This window comes from Salinicola sp. 4072 (genome assembly GCF_036663415.1).
Classification (GTDB): Bacteria; Pseudomonadota; Gammaproteobacteria; order Pseudomonadales; family Halomonadaceae; genus Salinicola; species Salinicola salarius_A.
On sequence record NZ_JAXOVV010000002.1, the window covers coordinates 41,631 to 66,767 of the forward strand.

Genomic DNA, 25,137 nt, shown 5'->3' on the forward strand with positions numbered 1-25,137 from the left:
AACTTTGTTCCCATGAGCGGAAATTAAGGTGAAGTCATGTAACGGTCAACGGCGTGAACGCAAAAGCCGACTAAAGTTCAATGCCTTGCGCGCCAATTCATTTACAATTGCCTGCCAGCGCGATGGGCGAAGTCATCGCTGTTCATCTCCGAGAGAACGACGAAAGAAGCGGGTTTCCGAGTGTTCATCACGGAAGCCCCCCCGCCCCTCTTTCACCTGCAGGAGTTTCCCATGCCACTCAAATTGCTGCTGATCGAGGACGACCCTCTGCTCGCCAGCACCCTTACGGAAACATTGACCGTCGAGAATCAGCGCGTCGAGCGGATTGCCGATGGCGGCGAAGCTTTCGCCCGCCTTTCCCTCGATCACGACTACGACCTGATTCTGCTCGATCTCAACCTGCCAACCCGTAGCGGCCTCGACGTGCTGGCAACATTGCGCTCGCGCGACCGACAGACGCCGGTACTGATCCTCACCGCCCGGGCAGCGATCGAGGATCGAGTCAAGGGACTCGACCTGGGCGCCGATGACTACCTTGCCAAGCCGTTCGCGCTCGACGAGCTGGAAGCCCGGGTTCGGGCGTTGCTGCGTCGTCGCCAGAATGACCCGAGCGAACCGCTGGTGCTCGGCTCGCTGAGCCTCGACCGCCAGCGCCAGCATTTCACGTTGAACGACACCATCTTGTCGCTGCCGCCGCGGGAGCACCGCCTGCTGGCATGCCTGATCCACTACGCCGGCGAGCCGGTAGACAAGGCACGACTGCTCGAAGATGCCTTTGCCGGCGAAACGGTCGGCGACAATGCCATTGAAGTCTACGTGCACCGGCTTCGCCGTCGGCTCGCGGCGTCCGACGTCAGGCTACGCACGGTGAGAGGTATCGGCTATCTGCTGGAGGTCGAGTGACCCTGTTGCGAAGGTGGCACCTGTCACATCTGAGCCTTTACCGGCGACTGATGGTCTGGCTGCTCTGCCCGCTGGCGCTGCTGGTCGCCATCATGCTGCTACAGGCCTGGCTGGCCTCTCGCGAGGCGGCCGACCGCGCCTTCGACCGGCTGCTGGATGCCGCTGCACTCTCCATTGCGGAACAGGTTCGCTGGCAGCAGAGTCGGCTGTGGATGGATCTCCCACCTTCAGCGCTGGAGATGCTCGCTACCGATGCCGAGGAGCGAGTGTTCTACGCGCTCTACGATGCCCAAGGGCATTTCGTCACCGGCAATCGGTCACTTCCCTCCCTGCCTACCGAGAACGACATTCAAATGAACTATGGGGACGTGACTTCCCAGGACATGCCGCTCCGGCTCGGGGTCCTGCGTGCTCGTCTCGAGGGCTGGGATCGAAGCGATCGCTTCGAAGTCAGGGTGGCGCAGACGCGCGAAGGCCGGCAAGCCCTGGCCAATCAGCTGTTCCTGGCAAGTTTCGTCAATATCTTGATCATTGCCGGCCTGGCCGTGGTGGTCGTCCTGCTCTCGGCCCGCTTCGCGCTGGAACCGCTGACGCGACTGCGCCGCGCGATCCGCCAGCGCAACCCTCGGACACTGTCACCGCTCGAACTGGCTCTGCCCCTCGAACTGGCTGAGCTACGTCAAGCCCTCAACGAACTGCTGGCCCGCATGCGTCGCGTTCGTGCCAACCAGGAGCGTTTCATCGGCGATGCCTCTCACCAGTTGAAAACGCCGCTGGCCGGCCTCTCGGCCCGTGCGGAGCTGGCCCTGCGGCAGTCGGACCCAGCAGCCTGGCGCGAGGCGCTTACCACCATGCACGGCACCGCCACCAAGACCGCGCGACTCGCCGGCCAGTTGCTGTCGTTGACCCGACTCAACAATCCCGAAGCGACGCCGGCCAAGCAGACTGTCGACCTCACGGCGCTGGCCCGGCGCTGCGTGAGAGAGGCATTTTCCCGCCACCATCGCCGCGGCATCGACCTCGGCGTGGAGGTTCCGGAGCATGCGGTGATGGTCTCCGTTAACGACTGGCAGCTGGAGGAGGCGCTGAACAACCTGATCGAAAACGCCTCAATCTATGGCGCCAGCCAGGTCACCGTTCAGGTCACCGATGCACCGGCGCGGCTGACGGTCACCGATGACGGTCCGGGCATTCCCGAGTCCCAGCGCCTGCTGATGCTGCGCCCTTTCCACCGCGGCCAGGAAACCGGCGACGGTAGCGGCCTAGGGCTGGCCATCGTCGACAGCATTGCCCGCGCCCACGACATCCGCTTAAGTCTGCAAGCCGCCCATCCCGACCACCCCGAGCGTCCCGGCCTATGTATCGCCTTGACCTTTTCATCCGACGCCTGACGATGGCGCCACACCGTATCCGGCATCTCGTCGGCGCCTTGCTGGCGCTCGCGCTGATGGTGACGCCGCCAGCACAGGCAAAAGCACTACATTTCACCGCAGACGCCGAATCGTCCCAGCCGCTGACCATTTATGGTGTCGTCGACCCACCGCAGATATACCCGCTACTCGCGGACTTTCACCAACGGAATCCGGATATCGCGATCACCTATCACAACCTGGAGACACTGGCGCTACATGCGCGGGTACTTCAGGAACGTGACACGCCACGGGCCGACGTGATCATGTCGCCCGCCATGCCATGGCAATACCAGCTCGCCAACGAAGGACTCTCGGCCCCCGTCGACTCGCCCGCCGCCGCGGCCTGGCCAAGCTGGGCTCGCTGGCGTCAGGAGCTGTTCGGCTTCACCTTCGAGCCCATCGTCATGGTCTATCGGCGAGATCTCGCCGCCCGCATGCCCCCGCCGGAAAGCCACGCCGAGCTCCTGAGCCTGCTACGGCAACGGTCCGCTGAACTGAGCCACCGCGTGGTCACCTACGATCCGCGCTTCAGCGGCGCCGGCTATACCTATGCCATCGAGGATGCCAGGATCTCGGCCCGTTACTGGGATCTGGTCGAGGCGCTCGGCCATGCACACAGCGAGCTGAAGACCACCACGGCAGCGATGCTCGAGGGGCTCAGCGAAGGGCGCTACTGGATCGGCTACAACCTGATCGGCTCCTACGTCCAGGATTACGTGGCCGAACATCCCGAACTGGCCATGGTCGTGCCCAAGGATTATGCGCTGGTGCTGCAACGCCTGGTCATGATGTCTCGCAACGCGCCGCATCCCGTCGCCGCACAGCGCTTCATCGATTATCTCCTGAGCGCACCAGCCCAGCGCCTTCTCGCGACGCGGACGACCCTGGGCGCCGTGCACCCGTCGATCGACGGGCTCGGCACCGCGGCAGACCTGCGCAAGCGACTGGGAGAGGCGATCCGCCCCGTGCAGATCGGCCCCGGCCTGCTGGCAACGCTGGATACACTCAAGCGTCAGACGCTGCTGGAACAGTGGCAACAAGCCTTCAAGAACCACTCGACCTACGCCGACGGGCCGCTGGCCGACCCCTCTCCGCTCCCCCGACCATCGCAGGAATGAGCATGGCAGACATGCGTACCGTAGATATGAGCACCGTAGACATGAGCACTGCAGGAATGAACACGCCATGAAACGACTCGACCAACTCGTCACCGCCCACGTGCGTTCGCGCACCCGGGCGCAACGCCTGATTCGCCAGGGCTTTGTCAGCATCAATACAGGGGGAAAGTGGCAGGTCGCGACCAAGCCCGGCGAGAAACTGCCGGAGACGACGGCACTGCATATCGCCGAAGCACCGGAAGAACGCTACGTCTCGCGAGCCGGCCTCAAGCTGGAAGCGCTGCTGGAGACGTTGGACCGGCGCCTCGACGGCTTCACCGTGCTCGACATTGGCCAGTCCACCGGCGGCTTCACCGACTGCGCGTTACGCTACGGCGCGACAAAGGTCATCGGCATCGAGGTGGGACACGATCAGCTCGATGCCTCCCTGCGTGACGACGACAGAGTCATCTGTCTGGAAGGCACCAATGCCCGCCAATTGCCGATGACGCAACTGGAGGCCCTGGCACCTGGCGGCATCGATGCCGTGGTGATGGACGTCTCGTTCATCTCGCAGACGCTAATCCTGCCGGAAATTGCCCGCGTCCTGCGCCCGGGTGGCGAGCTCTACTCGCTGGTCAAGCCGCAGTTCGAGGTCGGCCCCGGCAAGGTCGACTCGCGGGGCATCGTCCGCGATGCCGAACTCTATAAAGGAGTCGCCGATACGCTGCATCAGACCTGTCGCTCTCACGGTCTCGACATCGACCACTGGCAGGAAAGCCCGATCCAGGGTGGCGACGGCAATCGCGAGTTTCTGCTCCACGCACTGCGCCGTTGAACGTCGCTCTATTTCCGAGGCGGTGCGATCAACGACCGCCGTCCCCTCCTCCATCGCCGCCACCATCGTGCCCGGCGCCACCGACTTCTCCATCGCCCAGGTGGCCATCGTCACCACTGCGAGACTGGCGTGAATTCCGGGGTGCCGCCGGCGTCGGGGATGCCGAGTCGGGCTCCGCCCCCAGCGCCGCCTCGTTCCCGTTGGCGCTCTGGACCTTTGTCACCTGTCCGTTGTCGCCATGCAGCCAGACGTCCATCTGGTTGAACGCCACGCGGATGCCATGCTCCTTGAACAACTGATCCAGCCGGCGGTTGATCTCGTCGCTGGCGTAGAGCCGATCGAGCAGATCGTTGACGAAGATCCGCAACTCGAAGTTGAACGATGTCGGACCGTAGCTGAGGCAGAACACCTGCGGCTCGGGATCCCGCAATACCCGACGGTTTTCGTCCGCCGCCTGCCGCATCAGCCGATGCACCTCGTCGAGATCCGAGCCATGGGCCACGCCATAGGTCAGCACGACTCGGGTCACGTTATCCGACAGCGACCAGTTGATCAGTTGATCGGTGACGAAGGTCTTGTTGGGAATGATGATCTCCTTGCGGTCGAAATCGGTCACCGTGGTCGCCCGGATACGAATGCGGCTGACCGAGCCGTGGAGCTGGCCGAGCGTGATGGTGTCGCCGATCCGCATCGGGCGCTCGAACAGGATGATCAGGCCTGAAATGAAATTGGCGAAGATCTCCTGCAGGCCGAAGCCCAGCCCCACGCCCAACGCCGCCACCAGCCACTGCAGCTTGTCCCAGGAGACCCCGAGCGTGCCGAGCGAGGCCACCACCCCGGTCCCCACAATGGTGTAGGAAAGCAGCGAGGAGATCGCGTAGGCGCTGCCCTGCTTGAGCGTCAGGCGCGACAGAACCATGACCTCCAGCAGACCGGGCAGGTTGCGCGCCAGCATCATGGTCAGCGCCACCATGACCAGCGCCACGACGATGTCCGCCACCGTGATCGGATCCAGGGTCATCGCCTCGCCCTGCCCACGCTCGATTTGCCACACGCTGACGTGATCGAGATAGGAGAAGACTTCAAGCAGGTCCGACCAGATCAGGTAGAAGGCGAAGGTAAAACCGATGAACAGGATCAGCTTGGAGAGTCGCAGCGACTGCTGGTTGACCTGCTCCATGTCCAGCGGCGGCTCCTCGACCACCTCGAGCCCGCCCTCGGCCCCTTCCTGAATCTGCGCCCGCCGACGTGCCACCGCCCGGCGATAGGCCAGGCGGCGCTGTGCCACCGCGAGCCCACGCACCACCGTGGCCTCGACCAGGATCCACAATCCGAAGAGATAGAGCGAATTGATGAATCGCCCGATCAACCGCAACGCCGCGTACTCGTAGCCCAACGCGATCAGCCCGGCCAGCACCAGCGGCACCAGCGCCAGTGCCAACCCCAGCAGCAGGCGAAACAGCTTGAGCCCGAAATAGGGGACATGCGCCAGGATCAACCGCACCAGGATGACGCTCATCGCCAGCAGGCCGGCCAGCAGCAACAGCAGGAACAGCGGTCGACTGGATAGCTCGGCCTGGCTGCCGGGCGACGTGCCACTGATGAGAATGACGGGAATGAGCGAAATTCCCAGCCAGAACAGCAGCCGGCGCAGCCGGGCCACGTAGCCGGTCGACCAGTGGAAATGGCGTGTCGCCACGCCGTCCGACACCAGCAGTCGACGAGTCCAGCCAATGACGCCCCATGCCAGGGCGAGCTGCAATAGCGACTCACCCACCCGCTCGGCGAACGCATCGCTGCCCAGTCTCAGCAGCCCGCCGATCACGGCCAGCAGCATGGGGCCATGGGCGGCCAGCAACGCGTTGTAGAGAATCGCGCGCGGGGTATGCATCTGGGTGTCGCGCTTGAGACGGCCGATCTGCTCATGAAGGTTGAGCAGTCGGACCTTGATCCGGCGCCTCGCCATCAGCAGCACGGCAGCCAGAATCAGAACCGGCACGACCGCCAGCGCACGAAGATCCGGCACCTGCCAGAAACTCGCCAACGCCTGTGGCCAGGCATCTCCACGCACCTGGCTCGCGAGGAGACCGGGCGCATCCTGCCACCAGCTCAGCGTCAGCGGACGCGAACTGGCGACCCAGAACAGCTGCTCCTCGATGACGCCACGAAGCGACGTGGTGAGTCCGGCCAGCTGCTCCTGGTTGAGCTGAAGATCGATCGCCACGGTCAACAGGTTGCCGTATTCGCGATCGAGCTGTTCGAGGATTTCGCTCCGCGACTGGAACAGCTTCACCAATGAATCGATCAACGCTGGCGTCACATCAATATCGGTATCGGCCAGACTCTTTTCGGCCAATGCCCTTGGCTGGCGAAGGGCGTCCCGCTGTTCGACCAGATCGAACTGACTCAGCCGCGTTTCGGCGATCTCTTCCTGCAACCCGCCCAGTTCGTCCACGTCCGGGAGGGCTCGGCGCTGCTCGTTGAGGATGCGCGACAGCAGCGGGCTGCCGCGGATCGCGTCGATCTGTTCGTTGAGCGTACGCTTGATCTGGCGCACGCGATCGAGCTGCGAGCGGATATCGATGGCCCGCCGGATCAGATCGTTGGTGCGGTCGGTGACCTCGAGCAGCTGGTCGCTGAACTCGCGATTGGTCGCCTGAATATCACGCAGCACCGGATGCGCAGCGATCGCTGCCCGATCTTCTTCTCCGATATCGGCGACGGCCTTCTCCGATTCGGCACGCCGCTGCCGGTCGAGCGCCGCCCGCAATGCATTCAGGCGGGCTTCTTCGATGGCAATCTGGCGCTGGAGCAGGTCGCGGCGCTGGGCATCGAGCTCCCGAAGCTGCGTGTTGTTGGCCAGTTCCCGGCGATGATACTCGGCTTGCAGCTCGGCCAGCGCGAGTTCCAGTCGATAGCGTGCCTGGGCCGGATCGAAGGTCTGGGTTTCGTCGCTATCGGGCGTCTGGAGCTGTGTTCGTGCCTGTTCCGCATCGGCCATCGCCTTGGCAATGGCCGACTGTGCCCGCTCCGGCCGTGTCTCCGCGCTGATCAGCCGCGCGTTGACCGAAGCCAATTGGCCTTGCAACGCTTCGAGCCGATCCAGTGCTTCGGAGGTTTTTCGGCCCAGGGTGTCCACCATGAGCTCGTCGAGAGCATCGGCTGCCGGGGCGTCGTCATCGCTCAGCGCGGAAAGCTGCCTCTCGAGTTCGCGAATACGCTGAGGGGCCTGCTGCGCCGAGCTTTCGAGCATCTTCAGTTCCTTGCGCAGCGCCTCCAGTGAATCCAGCGTCTGCAACGCGACGCCCAGATCCTCCAATTCCGTCTGCTGCTGCTCATCGGGCGTCTCGATCTGCTCGAGTTTCTGCTGTTCGGCAGTGAGCGTGTCGTGCGTCGGCAGGCTTTCCTGCTGTTGCGCCAAGGCGACAGTGCTTGTCATCAGTATGCACAATGCCAGCGCGAGGAACGTGATACGCTGAGCCGCTTTTTTGACGACCGAAACAGCTTTGACGACAGAGACAGCAGGCGCAGGCGCCCAGGCGGTCATTATAAGAGCATTGGCCCTCGTGGATTTGAACGCCCTCTGAGCAAGAGGCTCTGGTTGACTGACATACTCGCTCCCGGCCGGATAATCCGACATGCCCTCTCCTCGTCAACTCCGTTCATGCGGCCACCGTCGCGTTCGCGCGGTGCGATTCCTATCGAAGTCGGAGTTTACCGCCAGGGCGAGCGGATTCCGAGGCGTCCGTTAACCGCGTTTGCCGAGTTTGACTTAAGCCGACGACATGCTAGAAATCGTCACTACTTAATACGAAGCCTGATCTTCATCGACCTGATCGCGCTTCTATCCACTGGATTACCTTGACAGGACAGTCTTATGACGCCCATTCGTTCGCTGCGCGATACCAGCCTTCTACTATTGGGGATGCTGGCTACCCCATTAGCGACTGCGCAGACACCGGACAGCGATGGCGACCCGGTTCAACAAGCGAACGAGCAGGCCGAAGTGCGCCGTAACCTCGAAGCGGAAACCGCCGAGAACCCACTCGCGATCACGACCTATCGCCGCAACTACTTCCTGCCATGGACTTACAACGCTAACCCGGACGAGGCCGATTTCCGCCAGATCACCTCCGAGGGCGACATCGATGAGTCGGAAATCAAGTTCCAGTTGAGCTTCAAGATCAAGCTGCTCGACGACATGTTCGGAGACAACGGCGACCTCTATTTCGCCTATACCCAGCGTAGCTGGTGGCAAGCCTACAACTCCGAGGCATCGGCCCCCTTTCGCGAGACCAATTACGAACCCGAGGGTTTCGTGAGCTTCGATAATCGATGGACGGTGCTGGGCTGGACCAACACCATCAACCGGGTCGGCTTCGCGCATCAGTCCAATGGCCGTTCGGACCCGCTGTCACGCAGCTGGAATCGAATCTACGCCGAATCGATATTTCAGCGTGGCAACTGGGCGTTCAGTGTCGCCCCTCACTGGCGCATTCCGGAAAACGACGAGGATGACGACAATCCCGATCTGGAGAACTATATCGGCTATGGTGACCTGACCGTGGTCCGCGCCTTCGGCGACCAGGAAGTTTCGTTGATGGTTCGCGGCAACCCCGGCAAGGCACACTATGGCGGTCAGCTCGACTACTCCTTTCCGCTGTTCGGCAAGGTTCGCGGCTACCTCCAGTACTATCAGGGCTACGGCGAAAGCTTGATCGACTATGACCATGACGTGCAGCGTTTCGGCCTCGGCTTCAGTATCAATACCTTTTTGGCCGGCATCCCTGGCACTCGTTGATCCCTGCAGATAGCCTGTCTATGCTGATCCACGTTAATTGACTGTCAAAGGAAGACGACCATGACCATGCAATCCATCGGCGGCAACGGCTCCGAGCGCGAACGCGAAGCTTCTACCGAGCAGCTCAAGGAAGATCTGCGCAACCTGTCGCAGACCGTCGAAGAGTTGATCCACGCCACGGCGGACGACTCCCGTACCAATATCTCCGAAATGCGTGAACGCGCCCAGCAGCGCCTGCAGGAGACACGTGGACGTCTCGAGGCCCGCGGCGAGAAGCTTTATGCCAGCGCCAAGGATCAGATGGACGCCACCGATCAGTACGTGCACGAGAATCCCTGGACGAGCATCGGCATCGGCGCCGCCGCTGGCGTCGTTCTGGGGCTGCTGCTGGGGCGTCGTTGATGGCGGGTCCGGCTGAAAACGTCATCACCGCCGCCCGGCGGCTGATCGCCAACCTCATCGCCAGTGGCGAGACGCGCCTGCGTCTCGCCGTTGTCGAATGGGAAGCCGAACGCGACCGAATGTTGACCCTGCTGCTGCTGGCGGGCGCCGGCCTGATCATGCTCTCCTTCGCCATCGGCATGCTGCTTCTGCTGGTCGTGGTGGTGTACTGGGAGGATAACCGCTTGCAGGCCATCGGGATCTGCTCGGCGGTGCTTTTCGTCATCGCGGGCGCGCTGATTCTCTCGGCCAAGCGAGTGGCCAAACAACGTAAGTTGATGGCCGCGACCTTGCATCACCTCGAACGCGATCGAGAGGCACTGGGGCCTTCCCATGACTGAACGGACTCGGCAGCAGCAGATCGACGACCTCGAGGACGAGATTCTCCAGCAACGCCTCGACATGACGTCCGCCATGCGTGAATGGCGCGATGCCACGGCACCGATCGACCATGCCTGGGAAAAGATCGTGAGCTGGAAGGTGCCGCTGATGGCGATCGGCAGTCTGGTGGCCATGCGCAGCGCGCGCAAGCCACGTTCGACGGGTCGGCTGTTTCGTCGCGCCCTGACCGGACTGCTGATGTACAACCGCGGCAAGGCACTCTACCGGGCGTCTCGCGGGCGCAATCGCTAAGCGACGCCATACTCGCTCTTCAGCCTCAGAAGCGGCCACTATGACCTAGTGGCCGCTTTTTCGTTCAGCCTAGAGCGACTGACCACAGGCGACGCCGGACGCCCAGGCCCACTGGAAGTTGAAGCCGCCCAACTGGCCCGTCACGTCCAGCACCTCGCCAATGAAGTAGAGTTGAGGCAACGCATTGACCGCGAATGTCTTCGAAGAAATCGCATCGGTATCGACGCCGCCCATGGTGACTTCCGCCGTCCGCCATCCCTCCGTGCCTGCCGGCTTGAACTGCCATGCCCCGAGCCCCTGCGCAATCGTCTGAATATCGCCATTGGAGAGCTCGGCCATCGGCCGATCCTTCCATCCCTGCCATTGGAGCAAGGCCTGCGATAGCCGCTTGGGCAACACCTCTCCCAGCCAGGTTCCCAGATGCCGGCGAGGCGCTTCCTGGCGCAGCTTGCGCAGGGTCTCCTCGACAGGAATCGATGGTAGCCAGTCGATCTCGACCGCCATTCCCGGCCGCCAGTGGCTCGACGCCTGAAGCATCGCCGGCCCCGACAGGCCACGATGGGTAAAGAGCAGCGGCTCCTGGTACTGACCATCTCCGCATCTGGCCGCCACCGGGCAGGAAAGGCCGGCTAGCGCCGCCAGCGATGTCTTCCACTGCGACGTCACGGTGAACGGTACCAGTGCCGCTCGCGTCTCGGTCACCTCGAGCCCGAACTGACGAGCCAGATCGTAGCCCAGACCGCTGGCTCCCAGCGTCGGGATCGACAGGCCGCCAGTGGCAACGACCACGGCCCCCGCCTCGACCCTGGCGCCATCGATCTCCAGCCGCATGCCGTCGCCGAGACGCTCGATGTGGTTCACCGGTGTGGAGAGCGAGACCTCCACGCCCGCCCACTCGCACTCGGTCAACAGCATGGCGACGACATCCTTGGCCGAATGGGCACAGAACAGCTGCCCGGGCGCCTTCTCGACATACTCGATGCCATGCCGCTCGATCAGCTCGACGAAATGGTGTGGCGTGTAGCGCTTCAGGGCCGAGATCGGAAAATGCGGATTGCGCGAGAAGAAATTCGCCGGCGTGGTCGCGAGGTTGGTGAAGTTGCAGCGTCCGCCACCCGACATCAGGATCTTCTTGCCGGCCTTGTTGGCATGATCGACGACGCGCACCCGAAGGCCGCGATAGCCCGCCGTGAGCGCGCACATCAAGCCGGCCGCGCCAGCGCCGATAATGACGACGTCGTAGGTTTTCATGTCCGCACCGATCTTGCCTTGCTGGTTGGGCGGGCATTCTAACAGAGCCATTTTGCGACACGCCCTTTTCATTCGGCAGGGGTTGAGGTACTAACGAGTAGCAAGACTTCACAACGTATCGACAGCCCTATACTTACACTTTGTAACGCAGCGCAGACACCAGCCCACTATGACAATGATATCGGTGACCCGCTCGACGCCCGCTCTTTTCCACAGACGCCTTCCGTCACCGTCGACACTGTCGAGCCTGTCAACCGCTGCCGCGCTACTGTTCGGCTCGATCCATACCGGCTCGGTATTCGCTCAGATGCAGAGTGATGCACCAATCGCAGTGATCGGCGCCACCGTCGACACCTCGATCTGGCAAGACCCGGTCGAAGCTCTGGGCACCTTGAAGGCGGACGAGAGCGTTACCCTTTCCTCGACGCTCACCGGCACTGTCAGTGCCATCAACTTCGAGGACGGCGACAGCGTCGAGGCCCGTCAGTGGCTGGTCCAGCTCGACGACGAACAGGCCCAGGCAGAACTTCGGGCCGCCCAGGCGCTGCTTGATCAGCGCCGGAGCGCCCTCGACCGCGCCCAACAGCTTCAGGATCGCAATTTGGGCGTACGTGCCACGCTCGAGGACAATGCCGCGCTGGTCAGGCAGAGCGAAGCGGAAATCGATGCCATTCGCGCCCGGCTTGCCGATCATCGGTTACGCGCGCCCTTTGCAGGCACCGTCGGGCTGCGCGACGTCAGCGTCGGTGCGCTGGTGACCCCCGGCACCGAGCTGGTCACGCTGGACAAGCTCGATACCATGAAGCTCGATTTCACCGTACCGGCAACGCTGCTCTCGGTGCTGCATCCTGGGCTCACGCTCAGCGCCACGACACCGAGCTATCCCGACGCCACGTTCCGTGCAGAGGTCGCCACCCTCGGCACCCGAATCGACCCCGTCTCCCGAAGCCTGGTGGTGCGCGCCAATCTGGACAATCCCGACGGGCGCCTGCTGCCGGGCATGCTGATGGAAGTGCAACTGAACCAGCCCGCCCGCGAGGCGCTGACGATTCCGGAGAGCGCGCTGGTGCCCGATGGGGAACGCCAGACCGTCTGGTTGATCGAACCCGGCCAGCCCGCCAGCGTCACGCGTCGGGAAGTCGCCATCGGCGAACGCCGCCAGGGTGAGGTCGAGATCACCGATGGTCTCGAGAGCGGCCAGCGTATCGTGACGCATGGCACCCTCAAGGTACGCGAAGGCGACCCCGTCGAACTGATCGCCGAGGACGTCAGCGACGGTGACATCAAAGAAGTCCTCGAGCGTCAGCGCCGCGCCACCGAATCGCAGGTCAACGAATCGCAGGTCAACGAATCGCGAGCCAGGAACTGATGCGGATTTCCGACCTATCGATCCGTCGTCCGGTCTTCGCGACCGTCGTCTCGCTGCTGCTGATCGCCTTCGGCCTGCTGGCCATGGAGCGCCTGCCGTTGCAGGAGTATCCGGCCATCGATCCGCCCATCGTCAGCATCGAGACCAACTACCCGGGCGCCTCCGCCAGTGTCGTCGAGACGCGCATCACCCAACTGCTCGAAGACCGCATCGCCGGTATCGAGGGCATCGTCTCGATCGAATCCAGCAGTGCCGATGGCGAATCGGAGATCGACGTCGAGTTCTCGCTGGATCGCGATATCGACGGCGCCGCCAACGACATTCGCGACCGGATCTCGTCGGTAGCCGACAACCTGCCCGACCAGGCCGAGCCGCCGGAAATCGAGAAGAGCGACAGCAGTGACGACGTCATCATCTGGCTGTCGCTTTCCGGAGAGGGTTACACCATTCCGGAGCTGACCGATTATGCCAACCGCTATCTCGTCGACCGCTTCTCGACCCAGAACGGAGTGGCCCGGGTGCGCCTCAGCGGCGGCAAGGAGTACGCGATGCGGGTCTGGCTGGATCGCAACGCCCTGGCCGCGCGCCAGTTGACCGTCGACGATGTGGCCGATGCGCTGGAGAGCGAGAACGTCGAACTGCCCGCCGGCTTCCTCGAATCCCGCGATCGGCAGTTCACCCTGAGAATCCCGCGCAGCTTCACTACCGCCGCCGACTTCCAGAACCTGGTCGTCGCCCGCGGCAACGACGGTTACCTGGTACGACTGGCTGACGTGGCGCGCGTCGAGGTCGGTTCGGTAGAGGAGCGTTCGCTGTACCGAGGCAACGAGGTCCCGATGGTGGGCCTCGGCATGATCAAGCAGTCGACCGCCAGCGTGCTGGAAGTGGCCAACGGTGCCAAGGCGGAGATGGCCCGGCTGCAACCCACGCTACCCGACGGCATGCAGCTGTCGCTCAATTTCGACTCGTCGGTGTTCGTTTCCGGCGCGCTGCATGAGGTCGTATCGACGCTGTTCATCGCCATGGGGCTGGTCGTGGTGGTGATCTTCGTCTTTCTCGGCAACATACGCACGACCCTGGTGCCCGCAGTAACGGTACCGATCTCGCTGATCGGTACTTTCATCTTTCTGGCGCTGTTCGGGTTCACCCTGAACTTGCTCACGCTGCTGGCGCTGGTGCTGGCGATCGGGCTCGTGGTCGATGATGCGATCGTGGTCATCGAGAACGTTCACCGGCGCATGGTGATCCACGGCGAGACGCCTCTGGTCGCTGCTTTCCGGGGCACCCGCCAGATCGGCTTCGCCGTCATCGCCACCACCCTGGTGTTGATCACCGTCTTCATCCCGTTGAGCCTGCTCCAGGGCGATATCGGCCGCCTGTTTTCGGAGTTCGCCCTGACGCTTGCCGCGTCGGTCGGCCTCTCCTGTCTGGTGGCGCTGTCGCTGGCACCGATGCTGTGCTCGAAACTGCTCAGCCCGCGCATGCACGAGAGTCGTATCAGCCATGGCGTGCATTGGCTGCTGGACCGTTCGCAGACGATCTACCGACAGGCACTGCTGTGGGCGCTGCGTTGGCGCTGGATCGTGGTCGGACTGTTCGCCCTGGTGCTGGCACTCACCGCCTGGCTGTTTCAACAGCTGCCCAACGAATATACGCCCCAGGAAGATCGCGGCGCCTTTTTCGTGCTGATCGAAGGGCCGCCCGGCGCGACCTTTCACTACATGCAGGATTACTACGACGAGATCGAGGCCCGCCTGATGACGCTGGTCGATGCCGGCGACATCAATCAGGTGTCGGTTCGCGGTCCCCGCGGCTTCGGCAATGTCGAGAACTTCAATGATGGCATGGCCGTCGTTACGCTCAATGATTGGGGCGATCGACGATCGGCCTGGGATATCCTCGCCGACGTCCGCAGCCGGCTGTCGGATCTGCCCGGCGTCACTGCCACGCCGGTGATGCGCCAGGGCTTTGGCGGCCGGGTCGAGAAACCGATCCAGTTCGTCATCGGTGGCAGCACCTACGAACAGCTGGCCGACTGGCGCGATCGGCTGCTGACTCGCATTCGAAGCGACGACAGCAGCGGCCTCGAGGCGGTGGACAGCGACTACAAGGAAACCCAGCCACAGCTGCGCATCCAGATCGACTACAACCGTGCCGCCGCGCTGGGCGTTACCGTGAGCACCATCGGCAATACCCTGGAGACACTGTTCGGAGGCCGTAACGTCACCACCTATGTCGACGGCGGCGAAGAGTACGACGTCATCCTCGAAGGCGAACGTGACAATCAGCGCGCCCCAAGCTCGCTGGACAACGTGCAGGTACGTTCAGCGGTCAGTGACGAGCTGATTCCGCTGGCAAGCCTGGTGTCGGTGTCGGAATTTGCCGGTGCCAGCGAGCTCAACCGCTTCAACCGAATGCGCGCGATCACGCTCGAGGCCAATCTCCAGGGAGGGGTCGCGATCGGCGACGCGCTGGCCTACCTGCAGGGTATCGCGGAAGAAGAGCTGCCCAGCGAAGCTGGTCATCGACTACAAGGGGCCCTCCCGGGATTACCAGGAAGCCAGCGGTGCGACGACCTTCCTGCTCATCCTGGGCATCGTCGTGGTCTTCCTGGTGCTGGCTGCCCAGTTCGAAAGCTTCGTGCACCCGCTGGTCATCATGCTCACGGTACCGATGGCCATCAGCGGCGCCTTGCTGGGCCTATGGGCCAGCGGGCAGTCCCTCAATATCTACAGTCAGGTGGGGCTGGTCATGCTGGTCGGTCTGGCCGCCAAGAACGGTATCCTGATCGTCGAATTCGCCAACCAGTTGCGCGACGAAGGTCAGGCTTTCTCCGACGCGCTGGTCGAGGCTTCCGTGACTCGTCTCAGGCCGATCCTGATGACGACCGTCACCACCATGGCCGGCGCCGTTCCCCTGATTCTGGCCTTCGGCCCTGGTGCCGAATCGCGCATCGTCATTGGTACCGTCATCTTCTGTGGCGTTGCCGCCGCGACCCTGCTGACGCTATTCATCGTACCGGTGGCCTACGACATGCTAGCGCGGCGTACCGGTTCACCCGGCGACGTCAGCCGGCGTCTCGAACGCGAAATACACGGCTACGAGACACGAGACGAAGAAATCAGTCGATGAGGTTTGGCTACCACACGAGCCTAGCAAGGAACGGAATTGCAACTACACTAAGGCAACCATGCTGCTGCAATGGTGCCATTGCGTGAGCCAGTCGGGAGGTCATTCCATCGAACCGGAGGGATGAACATGAGCCTGTTCCATCGTGACGACAAGGACACCGGGACTAGCCGAATCGATGAAGACATGGCAGTCGCCGCCGAGCGCGCACCGCATTTGGGAGATGATCCGATCCGGGAGGAACCTGCATTGGTATCCGAAGAAGAACCGCTTGAAGAAAGCATCGACGAACCGTCACCCTACGCCACGGCTTATCTGACACGTGACAGCTGGGCAAGCCGCTCACGTCGTCGACTGAACGATCAGATCAGCGATACTTGCGAGAGTTGCGACGAATTCGTACAACATAAGCCTTGGCAGAGTGTCGGTATCGCCGCGCTGGGCGGCGTGCTGATGACCCTGCTGTTGAGTCGGCGCTGACAGCCGTTTTCCACCTGATCGGTCACGTGCACCGATCCACACATTGACGAATGGTTAAGGACGATCCATGAGCCGTAATTACCGTGAAGACACGCGCCATTACTACCGGGATGCCAAGCGCCGCGGCCGCAAAAGCCTCGATCGGGCTCGCCACCGCGCCGACGATATCAGCCATGAGCTGGCGGAAAATGCAGAAGAAGCGTGGCGCGAAACTGACGATTACGTTCATCGCAACGCCTGGAGCAGCATGGGTGTTGCCGCCCTCGCCGGGTTTGCCATTGGCTTCCTGGCCGGCCGTCGCTAACTTCCTTCACTGTCGGCCCCGTAGCGGCCGGCAGCCGAGTGTCGGCTGAATGAAACGGCCCCGCAATGCAGTTCATGCATCACGGGGCCGTTTCTGATTCGGTAGTCGATACCGCATGCCTGGTAGACGCAGGACAGCCTCTCAGGCTCAGGTCTGGTCCACTCCCAGACGACCGCCTCTTGCCCAATCTTCCTGCTCGGTTTCCTGAAAGAATATCTGCACCGAGTCGGGCGACTGACCGTATGCCTGCACGAAAGCATCGGTGATTCGCTCGGCAAGCTCGCGCTTCTGCTCGACGCTACGGGGGAACTGCTGGATTGTCACAATGGGCATGAAGGACTCCTTCAGGATGAGAAATCGGCACGTTCGATCTGTTCGGCCAAGGCTTCGCGCAAATGGCGTAACGAATCCACATCGCTGCTGTCAGGCCAGAGCCACACTCGTCGCCCCGAAAGATCGATAGCGGAGAGCAGCGGACCCAGCCGAATCAGGCGACACGTCTTCGTTTGCCAGGTACGGGCATCGACCGAGCTTTCCCAGACCGGTCGTTCCCGTTCGTATGCGCAGCGCAGGTACAGCTTCTGCGGCGCCTCGAGATGCTGGCGATACCCCGCCACAATGGCCACCATCGCAATGATGGCAGCAATCCGATAATCGACCCACCAGCTCGCATAGAGTGCCAGTCCCCCTCCCAGCAGGAGTTGAAAGCCCAGCGATAGCCTAGAGCGCTTGATGACGACTGCGGTCAGTGGTTTCGGCATGTTCGACGATCATCTGGACGAGGCGACGCATCTCCGGATCCTGCGGCCATTCGCGACGCATCAGCCAGGTAAAGAGATCCTGGTCTTCCTGGGCCAGCAGCTCACGATAGAGCTCCTTATCCCCGGCGGGCAGTCCGTCGTAGCAGGCCTCGAGAAACGGCATCAGCAGCAGGTCCAGCTCCCACATGCCGCGTCGGGAATGCCAGTAAAGCCGTCGACGCGTGACATCTTCGTTGTCTGACATGGACTATCCTCGATCCCGTGTACTGAATGAATGTGTCGCGCTGCATTATACCCAAGGGAATCCCCCACCACTATTCGGGAACGCGCGGTGACCGGCTAATGCGTTGTTTTCTCGAAAGTTGCGAAGTATGCTGAGACGACAATAACAGACGTCGGACGCCCATTGTGCGGTCTCCCACCGCCAGGCCGAGGCCTTACGGAGAATGTCGATGACCAAGTCTGAATTGATCGAGCAGATTGCCGCCCGCCGGTCGGAACTGTCGGCGAAGGAGGTCGAAGCCGCGGTGCGTGTCATCCTTGACGACATCACCAACGCCCTGGCAGAGGGCGGGCGCGTCGAAATTCGCGGATTCGGCAGTTTTTCCCTGCATTTTCGCGAGCCCCGCACCGGACGCAACCCAAAGACCGGCGACCCCGTCGATCTCGACGGAAAGTACGTCCCGCATTTCAAACCGGGAAAGGAACTACGCGAACAGGTCAATGCCAGCCGCGCGCTCGGCTATTGATCTTCCCAGTCACTGCAGCCGGCGCAGAGTCGGCGGCTGCCACCGCAATATGTAACGACGGCATGAGCCGTCGGCGGTGCGTCACCAGGAAAACCTATGCGCTGGCTCAAAGGCGTCATTCTCGCCATCATCTTGATCGTCGTGTTGCTGCTGGGCATTCTTTTTGCCGTCAATAACCAGCAGCCGCTGCCTCTGGATCTGATCTGGGTACAGCTGCCCCCGGCTTCGCTGTCGTTGTGGCTTCTGGTCGCTCTCGCCTGCGGCGTCATCCTCGGCATGCTCGCCATGACCGGCATGTATCTGCGGCTGCGAACCCTGCTGACTCGTGCACAACGTCACAACCAGCAACAACGCAAGGAACTCGATCGTCTCCGGACGCAGGAGTTCAAGGAAAGCCCCTGAATGAGCGATGTTCTGCTACTGGCGTTGCTGGTGGCAGCCATCGCCATCGGCTGGTTTCTGGGGCGATGGGAGTCCGGCCGGTTCCGGTCTCGTCCACAGCCGCCGCGCGGTTCGTTGCCGAGGGACTACTTCGTCGGCCTGAACTACCTGCTCAACGAGCAGCCCGATCGCGCGATAGAGACTTTCACCCAGGCCCTGGAAGTCAATAGCGACACGGTCGAAACGCACATCGCGCTAGGCAACCTCTACCGCTCACGGGGAGAAGCCGATCGGGCGGTGCGCATCCATCAGAATCTTCTCGCCCGCCCTGCCCTGACGCCCTCTCAGAGCGGGCAGGTACAGCTCGAACTCTCCCGCGACTTTCTCAATCTCGGCCTGCTGGACAGGGCGGAACGGCTGTTGCTGGCCCTGCAAAAAAGCCATGTCGACGACTCGCAGAAGCTCGCCGCCAAACGCCTGCTGGTCGATCTGTTCGAGCGAGAAAAGGAGTGGGCACAAGCTCTGGAGACCGCCCAGCCACAGCTGGTGCGCCAGGATGCCGATATCCGTCGAGCCGCCGCGCACTGGCATTGCGAACTGGCGAGCCAGCATCGCAACAACAGCAGCCCATCCTTGGCACGCAAGGCGTTGAAGCAGGCTCTGGGTATCGATGACCGCTGCGTTCGGGCCAACTGGATGCTGGGCCAGCTCGAATGGGACATCGGCCAGTATCGTGATGCAGCGCGGTTCTGGCAGCGCGTCCCCGAACAGGACGCCAGCTTCACCGCCATCGTGCTTGAGCCGTTGCGGGATACGTATCGCCTGCTCGACGACGACAACGGCTGGTGGCAGTTTCTGGAAAGGCAATTGCAGCACAACCCGCAGACCACGGTAGTCATGATGGCGGCGGACACACTGAGACAACGACAAGGCGCCGATATCGCCTGCGCCTTCGTCAGCGATCAGTTGCGCGAGCATCCCAGTCTGCGCGGGATCGACTACCTGATGGACCTCTATCTGGACGATAGCGATCCTGAAGAGCGCGATCGCCTAGAGCTACTCAAGCAACACACCCGCCAGTTGCTGAGCATCCGGCCTCGGCACCGCTGCCAACGCTGTGGTTTCGGTACCGAGCAATTGCATTGGCAGTGCCCACGCTGCCGCAGTTGGGGTACCACCAAACCGGTCACCGGTCTGGAAGGCGAGTAATCATATTACTGCCGGGAGAGTGAACACTCGATCTCCGCCAATGCCGACATCGGTTCTGCCGCCTGGGTGATTGCTCGACCGATGACCAGATGCGTACTGCCGGCAGCCATTGCGGCTTCCGGCGTCATCACGCGTCGCTGATCCCCCTGATCGGCCGTCGCTGGACGGATCCCCGGCGTCACCTTGAGGAACGCCTCGCCACAGAGTTCCGTCAGCCTCGCGCTTTCACGAGCCGAGCAGACAACGCCATCCAGCCCGCTCTCCTGTGTCAGCCTGGCCAGCCGTTCGACTTGGGCCAGAGCGTCGCCCGACACGCCTATCTCCTGCAACTCGTCGTCCGACATGCTGGTCAGCACGGTAACCGCGATGAGGTGGGTTTTCAGCCCTCGCTGCACCAGCCGCTCGGCACTCGCCTCCATCATTCTACGGCCACCGGAGGCATGGACGTTGACCATCCACACCCCCAGATCCGCCGCCGCCTCGACAGCGCCCGCCACGGTATTGGGAATATCGTGAAACTTGAGATCGAGAAAGACCTCGAACCCCCGTTGATGCATAGCCTCGACGGCCGCCGGCCCCGCCCGGGTGAACAGCTCCTTGCCAATCTTGACGCGGCAACGGGCCGGGTCAAGCGCGTCGACCAAGGGCAACGCTTGCGACAAATCGGAATAGTCGAGCGCAATGATGAGCGGCGAGTTCGGGGAAGGCATGAATCGTCTCCGGCATTCGAGTTCGAGCGGAGTATACCGAATGGAAGGCATCTGCGGGGCAGAAGCGAACCGAAGCGCCGCCTGGTACCGTCATGTAGCCATTGTCTTACAATAATCTGCGATATTTACCCATTAATTCCCGAGAACAGCCGTCGATACACAGAGTGAGGGCCGGCCAGAAGCATGACCGGCCTTCATTCATCTTCCTGTTCCGATCAAGGAAATCGATATGAAGACTTTGATTCACGCAGCACTCTTCTCGCTTCTCAGCTTCAGCGCCCTTCCCGCACTGGCGCAGGACGCCCCGGTCAATATCAACGAAGCGTCGGCAGAAGAACTGGCCACCCTCCCCGGCATCGGCGAAGTCAAGGCACAAGCCATCGTCGATGACCGGGAGGCCAACGGCGATTACAAGAGCCTCGAGGACCTGACTCGCGTCGACGGCATCGGTGAAACAACCGTCAGCAACCTGGCCGAAGAAGCGACGCTGTAATCAGCTCCGGGGTCGCCGACGGCCCCGGAACGTCAGTACTTGTAATCCTGTCGATCGTCTCCATCTTGGCTGAACAGGCAGCGTCAACGACGGAGACACCATGCCCCTGCTATTCCTACTGGCGCTTTTCGCTATTGCGGATTTCGCCTTGCTGTTCACCATTGGCGCCAAGATCGGTCTGCTGGCAAGTCTGGCATGGATCATCGTGAGTGCCGCCTTCGGTATTCATCTCATTCGCCGCGAGAGCCTGCTTACGCTTCAGAGAGCTCGTGAACGCATGGCCGCGGGCGAAATTCCCTCTGACGAACTGATGGCCGGCGCCTCGTTCCTGCTCGCCGGCATCCTGTTGATAGCGCCCGGTTTTCTTTCGGACATCGTGGGCCTACTATGCCTACTCCCCGGCAGCAGCCAGTTAATGCGCCGGTGGTCCGGACGCGGCACGCGACATGCTGGTGGAAGCGGACAGAAGATGCCCGGCGACTGGGACGTTCGCCGACACAAACCCGAGAGCGCTTCCCACCATGAGCAAGCTCCACATGGGAGCACGCCGATCGAAGGGGAGTATCTGGGCAAGGATCGCTGATCCGATCGTCTGCCACACAGACGACACCAGGCGAGAAAATTTTTGGCCCGCCCCTTGAAACCGACCGGCAAGGCCCAATCAAGGCAACAGCGATAGCTTTAGGCCATCAGGCCCATTAACCGGAAGGCTAAGCCTTCACCCCTTGAGCCTCGCTCATGTGGGAACGTGCATTTGCAACATGCAACCATCAGGAGAACGTGAGCAATGAAAATCCGTCCCTTGCACGATCGCGTCATCGTACGTCGCAAAGAAGAAGAGCAGAAAACTGCTGGCGGCATCGTGCTTCCGGGCAGTGCCCAGGAAAAGCCGACCCGCGGTGAAGTCTTGGCCGTGGGCAACGGTCGCATCCTCGAAAGCGGCGAAGTCCGCGCACTGGACGTCAAAGTTGGCGATACCGTGATTTTCAAGGAAGGTTTCGGCGTCGAGAAGCAGAAGGTCGACGGTGAAGAAGTCCTGATCATGAGCGAAAGCGACATTCTGGCCGTCGTCGAAGGCTAATCGTCGCATCGCTCGACGCTTCATTACGATTTCACGTATTACATATTTCACGTATTACATTAGGAAGATCGAACAATGGCAGCTAAACAAGTCAAGTTCTCTGATGATGCTCGCAAGCGCATGGCGCGTGGCGTCAACGTTCTCGCTGATGCCGTCAAGGCCACGCTGGGCCCGAAAGGCCGCAATGTCGTTCTGGAAAAATCCTTCGGCTCACCGACCGTGACCAAGGACGGCGTTTCTGTCGCCAAGGAAATCGAACTGAAGGACAAGTTCGAAAACATGGGCGCACAGATGGTCAAGGAAGTCGCTTCCAAGACCTCCGACGCTGCCGGTGATGGCACCACCACCGCAACCGTCCTGGCACAGGCCATCGTCAACGAAGGCCTGAAGGGCGTTGCTGCCGGCATGAACCCGATGGATCTGAAGCGCGGCATCGACAAGGCTGTCGTCGAGGCCGTCAAGCACATCCAGTCGCTCTCCGTACCGTGCACCGACTCCAAGGCTATCGCTCAGGTCGGCACGATCTCCGCCAACGGTGATGCTCGCATCGGCGAGATCATCGCGGAAGCGATGGAAAAAGTCGGCAAGGAAGGCGTCATCACCGTCGACGAAGGTCGCGGCTTCGAAGACGAGCTGGAAGTCGTCGAAGGCATGCAGTTCGATCGCGGCTACCTGTCTCCCTACTTCGTGACCAACCAGGACACGATGGCGGTCGAGCTCGAAGATCCGTACCTGCTGCTGGTCGACAAGAAGGTTTCCAACATTCGCGAGCTGCTGCCGGTGCTGGAAGCCGTCGCGAAGGCAGGCAAGCCGCTGGCCATCATCGCTGAAGATATCGAAGGCGAAGCGCTGGCAACACTGGTCGTCAACAACATGCGCGGCATCGTCAAGGTCGCTGCGGCCAAGGCGCCCGGCTTCGGCGATCGTCGCAAGGCCATGCTGCAGGACATCGCCATCCTGACCGGTGGCACCGTGATTTCCGAAGAAGTCGGTCTGAGCCTCGAGCAGGCCAACCTCGACCACCTGGGCAGCGCCAAGCGCATCACCATGTCCAAGGAAAACACCACCATCATCGATGGTGCTGGCGTCGAGTCCGACATCGAAGCCCGTGTCGCCCAGATTCGTGCCCAGATCGAAGAAACCTCTTCCGATTACGATCGCGAAAAGTTGCAAGAGCGTGTTGCCAAGCTGGCAGGCGGCGTTGCGGTCATCCGTGTCGGTGCTGCTACCGAGTTCGAGATGAAAGAGAAGAAGGCTCGCGTCGAAGACGCGCTGCACTCGACTCGTGCCGCTGTCGAAGAAGGTGTCGTGCCTGGTGGCGGTACCGCCATGGTTCGCGTCCTGACGCTGATCCAGGGTCTGACCGGCGACAACGAAGACCAGACTCACGGTATCGCCATTGCGCTGCGCGCCATGGAAGCGCCGCTGCGCCAGATCGTGACCAACGCTGGCGAAGAAGCTTCCGTCGTCGTCAATCGCGTCAAGGATGGCGAAGGCAACTTCGGCTACAACGCACAGACCGGCGAGTACGGCGACCTGTTCGAAATGGGCGTTCTCGATCCGGCCAAGGTCACGCGTACCGCACTGCAGTCCGCAGCTTCCGTCGCTGGCCTGATGATCACCACCGAAGCCATGGTGGCCGAAGATCCGGAAGACGCACCGGCAGGTGGCGGCGCACCGGACATGGGCGGTATGGGTGGCATGGGCGGCATGATGTAAATCATCGCCCCGCCATCACCTGATTTTTCAGACTGTTGAAAGGTTCAGGTATCATGGAAAGCCCCGCCATTGGCGGGGCTTTTTTTGTTCTCGAGCCAAGCGTTCGAGGCTACATGATCGTGCCTTTTCTCGCCCTTTTGCCTGCAGGAGTTTTCGCGCATGCTGAATCGCATCCGCATCGTTCTCGTCCAGACTTATCATCCTGGCAATATCGGTGCCAGCGCGCGCGCCATGAAGACCATGGGTTTGAGCGATCTGGTACTGGTCGCACCCCGCCAGTTTCCGGACGAGGAAGCCACTCGGCTCGCCGCTGGCGCTACCGACCTCCTCGACAGCTGTCGCGTCGTCGGTTCTCTCTCCGAGGCCGTCGGTGATTGCGTCCAGGTCATCGGCGCCAGCGCCCGCCTGCGCAGCCTGCCACTGCCCTGCTATCACGCCCCGGATCGAATGGCCGCCGAACTCTGGCAGCGACTGCCGGAAGGGCCGGTCGCCATCGTTTTCGGGCGGGAGCGCTACGGATTGACCAACGAGGAAATCGGCCACTGCACTCACCAGTTGAACATCCCCGCCAATCCGGACTATGGCGTGCTAAACCTCTCCCAGGCGGTACAGATCGTCGCTTACGAGACGTTCCGACAATCCCGAACCGCAGAGGCGGCACACCAGGCCCCCAAAGCCAATGGTCCCTACCCGACGGTGGAACAGCTGGAATACTTCTACGATCACCTGCATCGCGCCCTGGATAGCGCCGGGTTTCTGACCCAGCCTCATGCCAGGACCGAAGCGCATCTGCGCGCTCTGTTTACTCGCGCCGAGCCCAGCCGCAAGGAGTTGTCGATTCTCCGTGGGGTACTCAATGCCCTGGAAAGCCGTAACCAATCCGAATGAAACCCGGCGACAAAGTTCTTTGACAGCCACATCGCCCAGATAGAGAATGGGAATCAATCTCATCAAAATGGCGATGCAGACAATGAACTCCGAACGTTCTCAGCTTTACTACACCTGCGTCTTTCTACAGGTTTCATTCCAGGCCATCAGCCAATCCGTGATGGTCAGGACCGACACCAGCCGATGCTGGCTGGATGCACAGACGCTCGAGATGCTGCTGAACGAACTCGGACGCTGTCGCCAAAACGCCTCTCCGTTCAGAGAGATTCATTCGCTTCTGGATCAGGCAACCTACCACTGCGGGCTATTGATGACGCAATGTCCTGGCGCGCTCGATCGGCACCTTTGCCGCCACCACCTCGAGGCTGTCAGCGCACCACTCGGCCAGGCTGCTCGGCTGTTGGCCGCTTCTTCCCCTCCCCACTCCCCTGATTCCCTTCAGAAAGCTTCTCCGACTCGCCGCTTCAGAGACTGGTTTGGGCGCTGAG

The 25,137-nt window shown here is 61.9% G+C and carries 25 protein-coding genes and 2 pseudogenes; 21 read left to right on the forward strand and 6 right to left on the reverse strand.

The features are described from left to right. Positions 1–231 precede the first annotated feature (231 nt). The 4 genes from R3F72_RS02485 (at position 232) to R3F72_RS02500 (ending at position 4,250) form a co-directional block, all read left to right on the forward strand. Positions 232–903, forward strand: coding sequence for a response regulator transcription factor (locus R3F72_RS02485; RefSeq protein WP_332778839.1), 672 nt, complete (start codon positions 232–234; stop codon positions 901–903). Beyond that, positions 900–2,294: a sensor histidine kinase gene (locus tag R3F72_RS02490; protein ID WP_332778840.1), complete on the forward strand. Its 1,395-nt coding sequence runs from the start codon at positions 900–902 to the stop codon at positions 2,292–2,294. Before R3F72_RS02485 ends, R3F72_RS02490 begins: the two co-directional genes overlap by 4 nt. Positions 2,295–2,296: 2 nt before the next feature. Further along, on the forward strand, positions 2,297–3,433 hold the full coding sequence (locus R3F72_RS02495; RefSeq protein ID WP_332778841.1) for an ABC transporter substrate-binding protein: 1,137 nt from the start codon (positions 2,297–2,299) through the stop codon (positions 3,431–3,433). A 67-nt stretch (positions 3,434–3,500) separates the two neighbouring features. Beyond that, entirely contained in the window at positions 3,501–4,250 is a 750-nt protein-coding gene (locus tag R3F72_RS02500) for a TlyA family RNA methyltransferase (RefSeq protein WP_087717873.1), read from the forward strand. Between the two features lie 28 nt (positions 4,251–4,278). Here the strand turns inward: R3F72_RS02500 and mscK are convergent, their stop codons facing one another. Beyond that, positions 4,279–7,797, reverse strand: a complete 3,519-nt coding sequence (gene mscK / locus R3F72_RS02505) for a mechanosensitive channel MscK (RefSeq protein ID WP_087717874.1) — start codon at positions 7,795–7,797, stop codon at positions 4,279–4,281. 330 nt (positions 7,798–8,127) lie between these two features. Between mscK and R3F72_RS02510 the strand changes: the two genes are divergently transcribed. Genes R3F72_RS02510 through R3F72_RS02525 form a run of 4 tightly spaced genes read left to right on the forward strand, consistent with a single transcriptional unit; the run spans position 8,128 to position 10,125 of the window. After that, a complete protein-coding gene (locus tag R3F72_RS02510) occupies positions 8,128–9,051 on the forward strand; it encodes a phospholipase A (protein ID WP_087717875.1) in 924 nt (307 codons plus the stop codon). 60 nt (positions 9,052–9,111) lie between these two features. Further along, positions 9,112–9,453 (forward strand): DUF883 family protein, encoded by a 342-nt coding sequence (locus tag R3F72_RS02515; RefSeq protein WP_087717876.1) that lies wholly within the window; start codon positions 9,112–9,114, stop codon positions 9,451–9,453. Next, positions 9,453–9,833 (forward strand): phage holin family protein, encoded by a 381-nt coding sequence (locus R3F72_RS02520; RefSeq protein ID WP_087717877.1) that lies wholly within the window; start codon positions 9,453–9,455, stop codon positions 9,831–9,833. The genes R3F72_RS02515 and R3F72_RS02520 overlap by 1 nt, the downstream gene beginning before the upstream one ends. Then, the gene (locus tag R3F72_RS02525; RefSeq protein WP_071232829.1) at positions 9,826–10,125 is read left to right on the forward strand and encodes a YqjK-like family protein; all 300 of its coding nucleotides are present in this window, start codon (positions 9,826–9,828) and stop codon (positions 10,123–10,125) included. The genes R3F72_RS02520 and R3F72_RS02525 overlap by 8 nt, the downstream gene beginning before the upstream one ends. A gap of 69 nt (positions 10,126–10,194) precedes the next feature. Here R3F72_RS02525 and R3F72_RS02530 read toward each other — a convergent pair whose 3' ends face one another. Then, positions 10,195–11,427 carry an NAD(P)/FAD-dependent oxidoreductase gene (locus R3F72_RS02530; protein ID WP_373419392.1) on the reverse strand — a complete coding sequence of 411 codons (1,233 nt, stop codon included), beginning with the start codon at positions 11,425–11,427 and terminating at the stop codon, positions 10,195–10,197. Between the two features lie 256 nt (positions 11,428–11,683). On the opposite strand from R3F72_RS02530, the gene R3F72_RS02535 reads away from it, so the two are divergent. From R3F72_RS02535 to R3F72_RS02550, 4 genes and pseudogenes are all read left to right on the forward strand, one after another. Next, complete coding sequence (locus R3F72_RS02535; protein ID WP_332778842.1) at positions 11,684–12,745, forward strand: efflux RND transporter periplasmic adaptor subunit; 1,062 nt, start codon at positions 11,684–11,686, stop codon at positions 12,743–12,745. Next, positions 12,745–15,877 (forward strand): annotated as a pseudogene (locus R3F72_RS02540) (efflux RND transporter permease subunit). The gene R3F72_RS02535 and the pseudogene R3F72_RS02540 overlap by 1 nt, the downstream one beginning before the upstream one ends. A gap of 126 nt (positions 15,878–16,003) precedes the next feature. Further along, positions 16,004–16,354 carry a DUF883 family protein gene (locus tag R3F72_RS02545; protein WP_332778843.1) on the forward strand — a complete coding sequence of 117 codons (351 nt, stop codon included), beginning with the start codon at positions 16,004–16,006 and terminating at the stop codon, positions 16,352–16,354. A 67-nt stretch (positions 16,355–16,421) separates the two neighbouring features. Continuing rightward, complete coding sequence (locus R3F72_RS02550) at positions 16,422–16,658, forward strand: DUF883 family protein (RefSeq protein WP_332778844.1); 237 nt, start codon at positions 16,422–16,424, stop codon at positions 16,656–16,658. Between the two features lie 147 nt (positions 16,659–16,805). On the opposite strand, the gene R3F72_RS02555 is transcribed toward R3F72_RS02550, so the two are convergent. The 3 genes from R3F72_RS02555 to R3F72_RS02565 are packed head-to-tail and all read right to left on the reverse strand — an operon-like array spanning position 16,806 to position 17,663. Then, positions 16,806–16,991: a tautomerase family protein gene (locus tag R3F72_RS02555; RefSeq protein ID WP_332778845.1), complete on the reverse strand. Its 186-nt coding sequence runs from the start codon at positions 16,989–16,991 to the stop codon at positions 16,806–16,808. Between the two features lie 11 nt (positions 16,992–17,002). Beyond that, complete coding sequence (locus tag R3F72_RS02560) at positions 17,003–17,419, reverse strand: hypothetical protein (protein WP_087717881.1); 417 nt, start codon at positions 17,417–17,419, stop codon at positions 17,003–17,005. Then, on the reverse strand, positions 17,379–17,663 hold the full coding sequence (locus R3F72_RS02565; protein WP_087717882.1) for an FAD assembly factor SdhE: 285 nt from the start codon (positions 17,661–17,663) through the stop codon (positions 17,379–17,381). The genes R3F72_RS02560 and R3F72_RS02565 overlap by 41 nt, the downstream gene beginning before the upstream one ends. A gap of 193 nt (positions 17,664–17,856) precedes the next feature. On the opposite strand from R3F72_RS02565, the pseudogene R3F72_RS02570 reads away from it, so the two are divergent. The 3 genes and pseudogenes from R3F72_RS02570 to lapB form a co-directional block, all read left to right on the forward strand. Further along, positions 17,857–18,168: pseudogene (locus R3F72_RS02570) on the forward strand (integration host factor subunit beta); the annotation flags it as partial. Positions 18,169–18,264: 96 nt separating this feature from the next. Beyond that, positions 18,265–18,570, forward strand: coding sequence for a LapA family protein (locus R3F72_RS02575; protein WP_071232838.1), 306 nt, complete (start codon positions 18,265–18,267; stop codon positions 18,568–18,570). Continuing rightward, on the forward strand, positions 18,571–19,758 hold the full coding sequence (gene lapB, locus R3F72_RS02580) for a lipopolysaccharide assembly protein LapB (protein ID WP_303853079.1): 1,188 nt from the start codon (positions 18,571–18,573) through the stop codon (positions 19,756–19,758). Positions 19,759–19,763: 5 nt separating this feature from the next. Here lapB and pyrF read toward each other — a convergent pair whose 3' ends face one another. After that, positions 19,764–20,468 carry an orotidine-5'-phosphate decarboxylase gene (gene pyrF / locus R3F72_RS02585; RefSeq protein WP_303853077.1) on the reverse strand — a complete coding sequence of 235 codons (705 nt, stop codon included), beginning with the start codon at positions 20,466–20,468 and terminating at the stop codon, positions 19,764–19,766. A 229-nt stretch (positions 20,469–20,697) separates the two neighbouring features. Here pyrF and R3F72_RS02590 point away from each other — a divergent pair, with 229 nt between their 5' ends. The 6 genes from R3F72_RS02590 (at position 20,698) to R3F72_RS02615 (ending at position 25,136) form a co-directional block, all read left to right on the forward strand. Next, positions 20,698–20,961 (forward strand): ComEA family DNA-binding protein, encoded by a 264-nt coding sequence (locus R3F72_RS02590; RefSeq protein WP_087717885.1) that lies wholly within the window; start codon positions 20,698–20,700, stop codon positions 20,959–20,961. A 100-nt stretch (positions 20,962–21,061) separates the two neighbouring features. After that, the gene (locus R3F72_RS02595) at positions 21,062–21,544 is read left to right on the forward strand and encodes an FxsA family protein (protein WP_087717886.1); all 483 of its coding nucleotides are present in this window, start codon (positions 21,062–21,064) and stop codon (positions 21,542–21,544) included. Positions 21,545–21,748: 204 nt separating this feature from the next. Next, positions 21,749–22,042 (forward strand): co-chaperone GroES, encoded by a 294-nt coding sequence (locus R3F72_RS02600; protein ID WP_071232843.1) that lies wholly within the window; start codon positions 21,749–21,751, stop codon positions 22,040–22,042. Positions 22,043–22,117: 75 nt separating this feature from the next. Continuing rightward, positions 22,118–23,761, forward strand: a complete 1,644-nt coding sequence (gene groL / locus R3F72_RS02605) for a chaperonin GroEL (protein ID WP_332778846.1) — start codon at positions 22,118–22,120, stop codon at positions 23,759–23,761. A 159-nt stretch (positions 23,762–23,920) separates the two neighbouring features. Continuing rightward, a complete protein-coding gene (locus R3F72_RS02610; RefSeq protein ID WP_332778847.1) occupies positions 23,921–24,649 on the forward strand; it encodes an RNA methyltransferase in 729 nt (242 codons plus the stop codon). A gap of 46 nt (positions 24,650–24,695) precedes the next feature. After that, a complete protein-coding gene (locus tag R3F72_RS02615) occupies positions 24,696–25,136 on the forward strand; it encodes a hypothetical protein (RefSeq protein ID WP_332778848.1) in 441 nt (146 codons plus the stop codon). The last annotated feature ends 1 nt before the right edge of the window (position 25,137 follow it).

Excerpts from the sequence above, each read along its gene's own strand:
- R3F72_RS02485 (WP_332778839.1), top strand. The coding sequence starts at position 232 with ATGCCACTCAAATTGCTGCTGATCGAGGACGACCCTCTGCTCGCCAGC.
- R3F72_RS02495 (WP_332778841.1), top strand. The coding sequence starts at position 2,297 with ATGGCGCCACACCGTATCCGGCATCTCGTCGGCGCCTTGCTGGCGCTC.
- R3F72_RS02500 (WP_087717873.1), top strand. The coding sequence starts at position 3,501 with ATGAAACGACTCGACCAACTCGTCACCGCCCACGTGCGTTCGCGCACC.
- mscK (WP_087717874.1), bottom strand. The coding sequence starts at position 7,797 with ATGACCGCCTGGGCGCCTGCGCCTGCTGTCTCTGTCGTCAAAGCTGTT.
- R3F72_RS02510 (WP_087717875.1), top strand. The coding sequence starts at position 8,128 with ATGACGCCCATTCGTTCGCTGCGCGATACCAGCCTTCTACTATTGGGG.
- R3F72_RS02515 (WP_087717876.1), top strand. The coding sequence starts at position 9,112 with ATGACCATGCAATCCATCGGCGGCAACGGCTCCGAGCGCGAACGCGAA.
- R3F72_RS02520 (WP_087717877.1), top strand. The coding sequence starts at position 9,453 with ATGGCGGGTCCGGCTGAAAACGTCATCACCGCCGCCCGGCGGCTGATC.
- R3F72_RS02525 (WP_071232829.1), top strand. The coding sequence starts at position 9,826 with ATGACTGAACGGACTCGGCAGCAGCAGATCGACGACCTCGAGGACGAG.
- R3F72_RS02530 (WP_373419392.1), bottom strand. The coding sequence starts at position 11,427 with ATGGCTCTGTTAGAATGCCCGCCCAACCAGCAAGGCAAGATCGGTGCG.
- R3F72_RS02535 (WP_332778842.1), top strand. The coding sequence starts at position 11,684 with ATGCAGAGTGATGCACCAATCGCAGTGATCGGCGCCACCGTCGACACC.
- R3F72_RS02545 (WP_332778843.1), top strand. The coding sequence starts at position 16,004 with ATGAGCCTGTTCCATCGTGACGACAAGGACACCGGGACTAGCCGAATC.
- R3F72_RS02550 (WP_332778844.1), top strand. The coding sequence starts at position 16,422 with ATGAGCCGTAATTACCGTGAAGACACGCGCCATTACTACCGGGATGCC.
- R3F72_RS02555 (WP_332778845.1), bottom strand. The coding sequence starts at position 16,991 with ATGCCCATTGTGACAATCCAGCAGTTCCCCCGTAGCGTCGAGCAGAAG.
- R3F72_RS02560 (WP_087717881.1), bottom strand. The coding sequence starts at position 17,419 with ATGCCGAAACCACTGACCGCAGTCGTCATCAAGCGCTCTAGGCTATCG.
- R3F72_RS02565 (WP_087717882.1), bottom strand. The coding sequence starts at position 17,663 with ATGTCAGACAACGAAGATGTCACGCGTCGACGGCTTTACTGGCATTCC.
- R3F72_RS02575 (WP_071232838.1), top strand. The coding sequence starts at position 18,265 with ATGCGCTGGCTCAAAGGCGTCATTCTCGCCATCATCTTGATCGTCGTG.
- lapB (WP_303853079.1), top strand. The coding sequence starts at position 18,571 with ATGAGCGATGTTCTGCTACTGGCGTTGCTGGTGGCAGCCATCGCCATC.
- pyrF (WP_303853077.1), bottom strand. The coding sequence starts at position 20,468 with ATGCCTTCCCCGAACTCGCCGCTCATCATTGCGCTCGACTATTCCGAT.
- R3F72_RS02590 (WP_087717885.1), top strand. The coding sequence starts at position 20,698 with ATGAAGACTTTGATTCACGCAGCACTCTTCTCGCTTCTCAGCTTCAGC.
- R3F72_RS02595 (WP_087717886.1), top strand. The coding sequence starts at position 21,062 with ATGCCCCTGCTATTCCTACTGGCGCTTTTCGCTATTGCGGATTTCGCC.
- R3F72_RS02600 (WP_071232843.1), top strand. The coding sequence starts at position 21,749 with ATGAAAATCCGTCCCTTGCACGATCGCGTCATCGTACGTCGCAAAGAA.
- groL (WP_332778846.1), top strand. The coding sequence starts at position 22,118 with ATGGCAGCTAAACAAGTCAAGTTCTCTGATGATGCTCGCAAGCGCATG.
- R3F72_RS02610 (WP_332778847.1), top strand. The coding sequence starts at position 23,921 with ATGCTGAATCGCATCCGCATCGTTCTCGTCCAGACTTATCATCCTGGC.
- R3F72_RS02615 (WP_332778848.1), top strand. The coding sequence starts at position 24,696 with ATGGGAATCAATCTCATCAAAATGGCGATGCAGACAATGAACTCCGAA.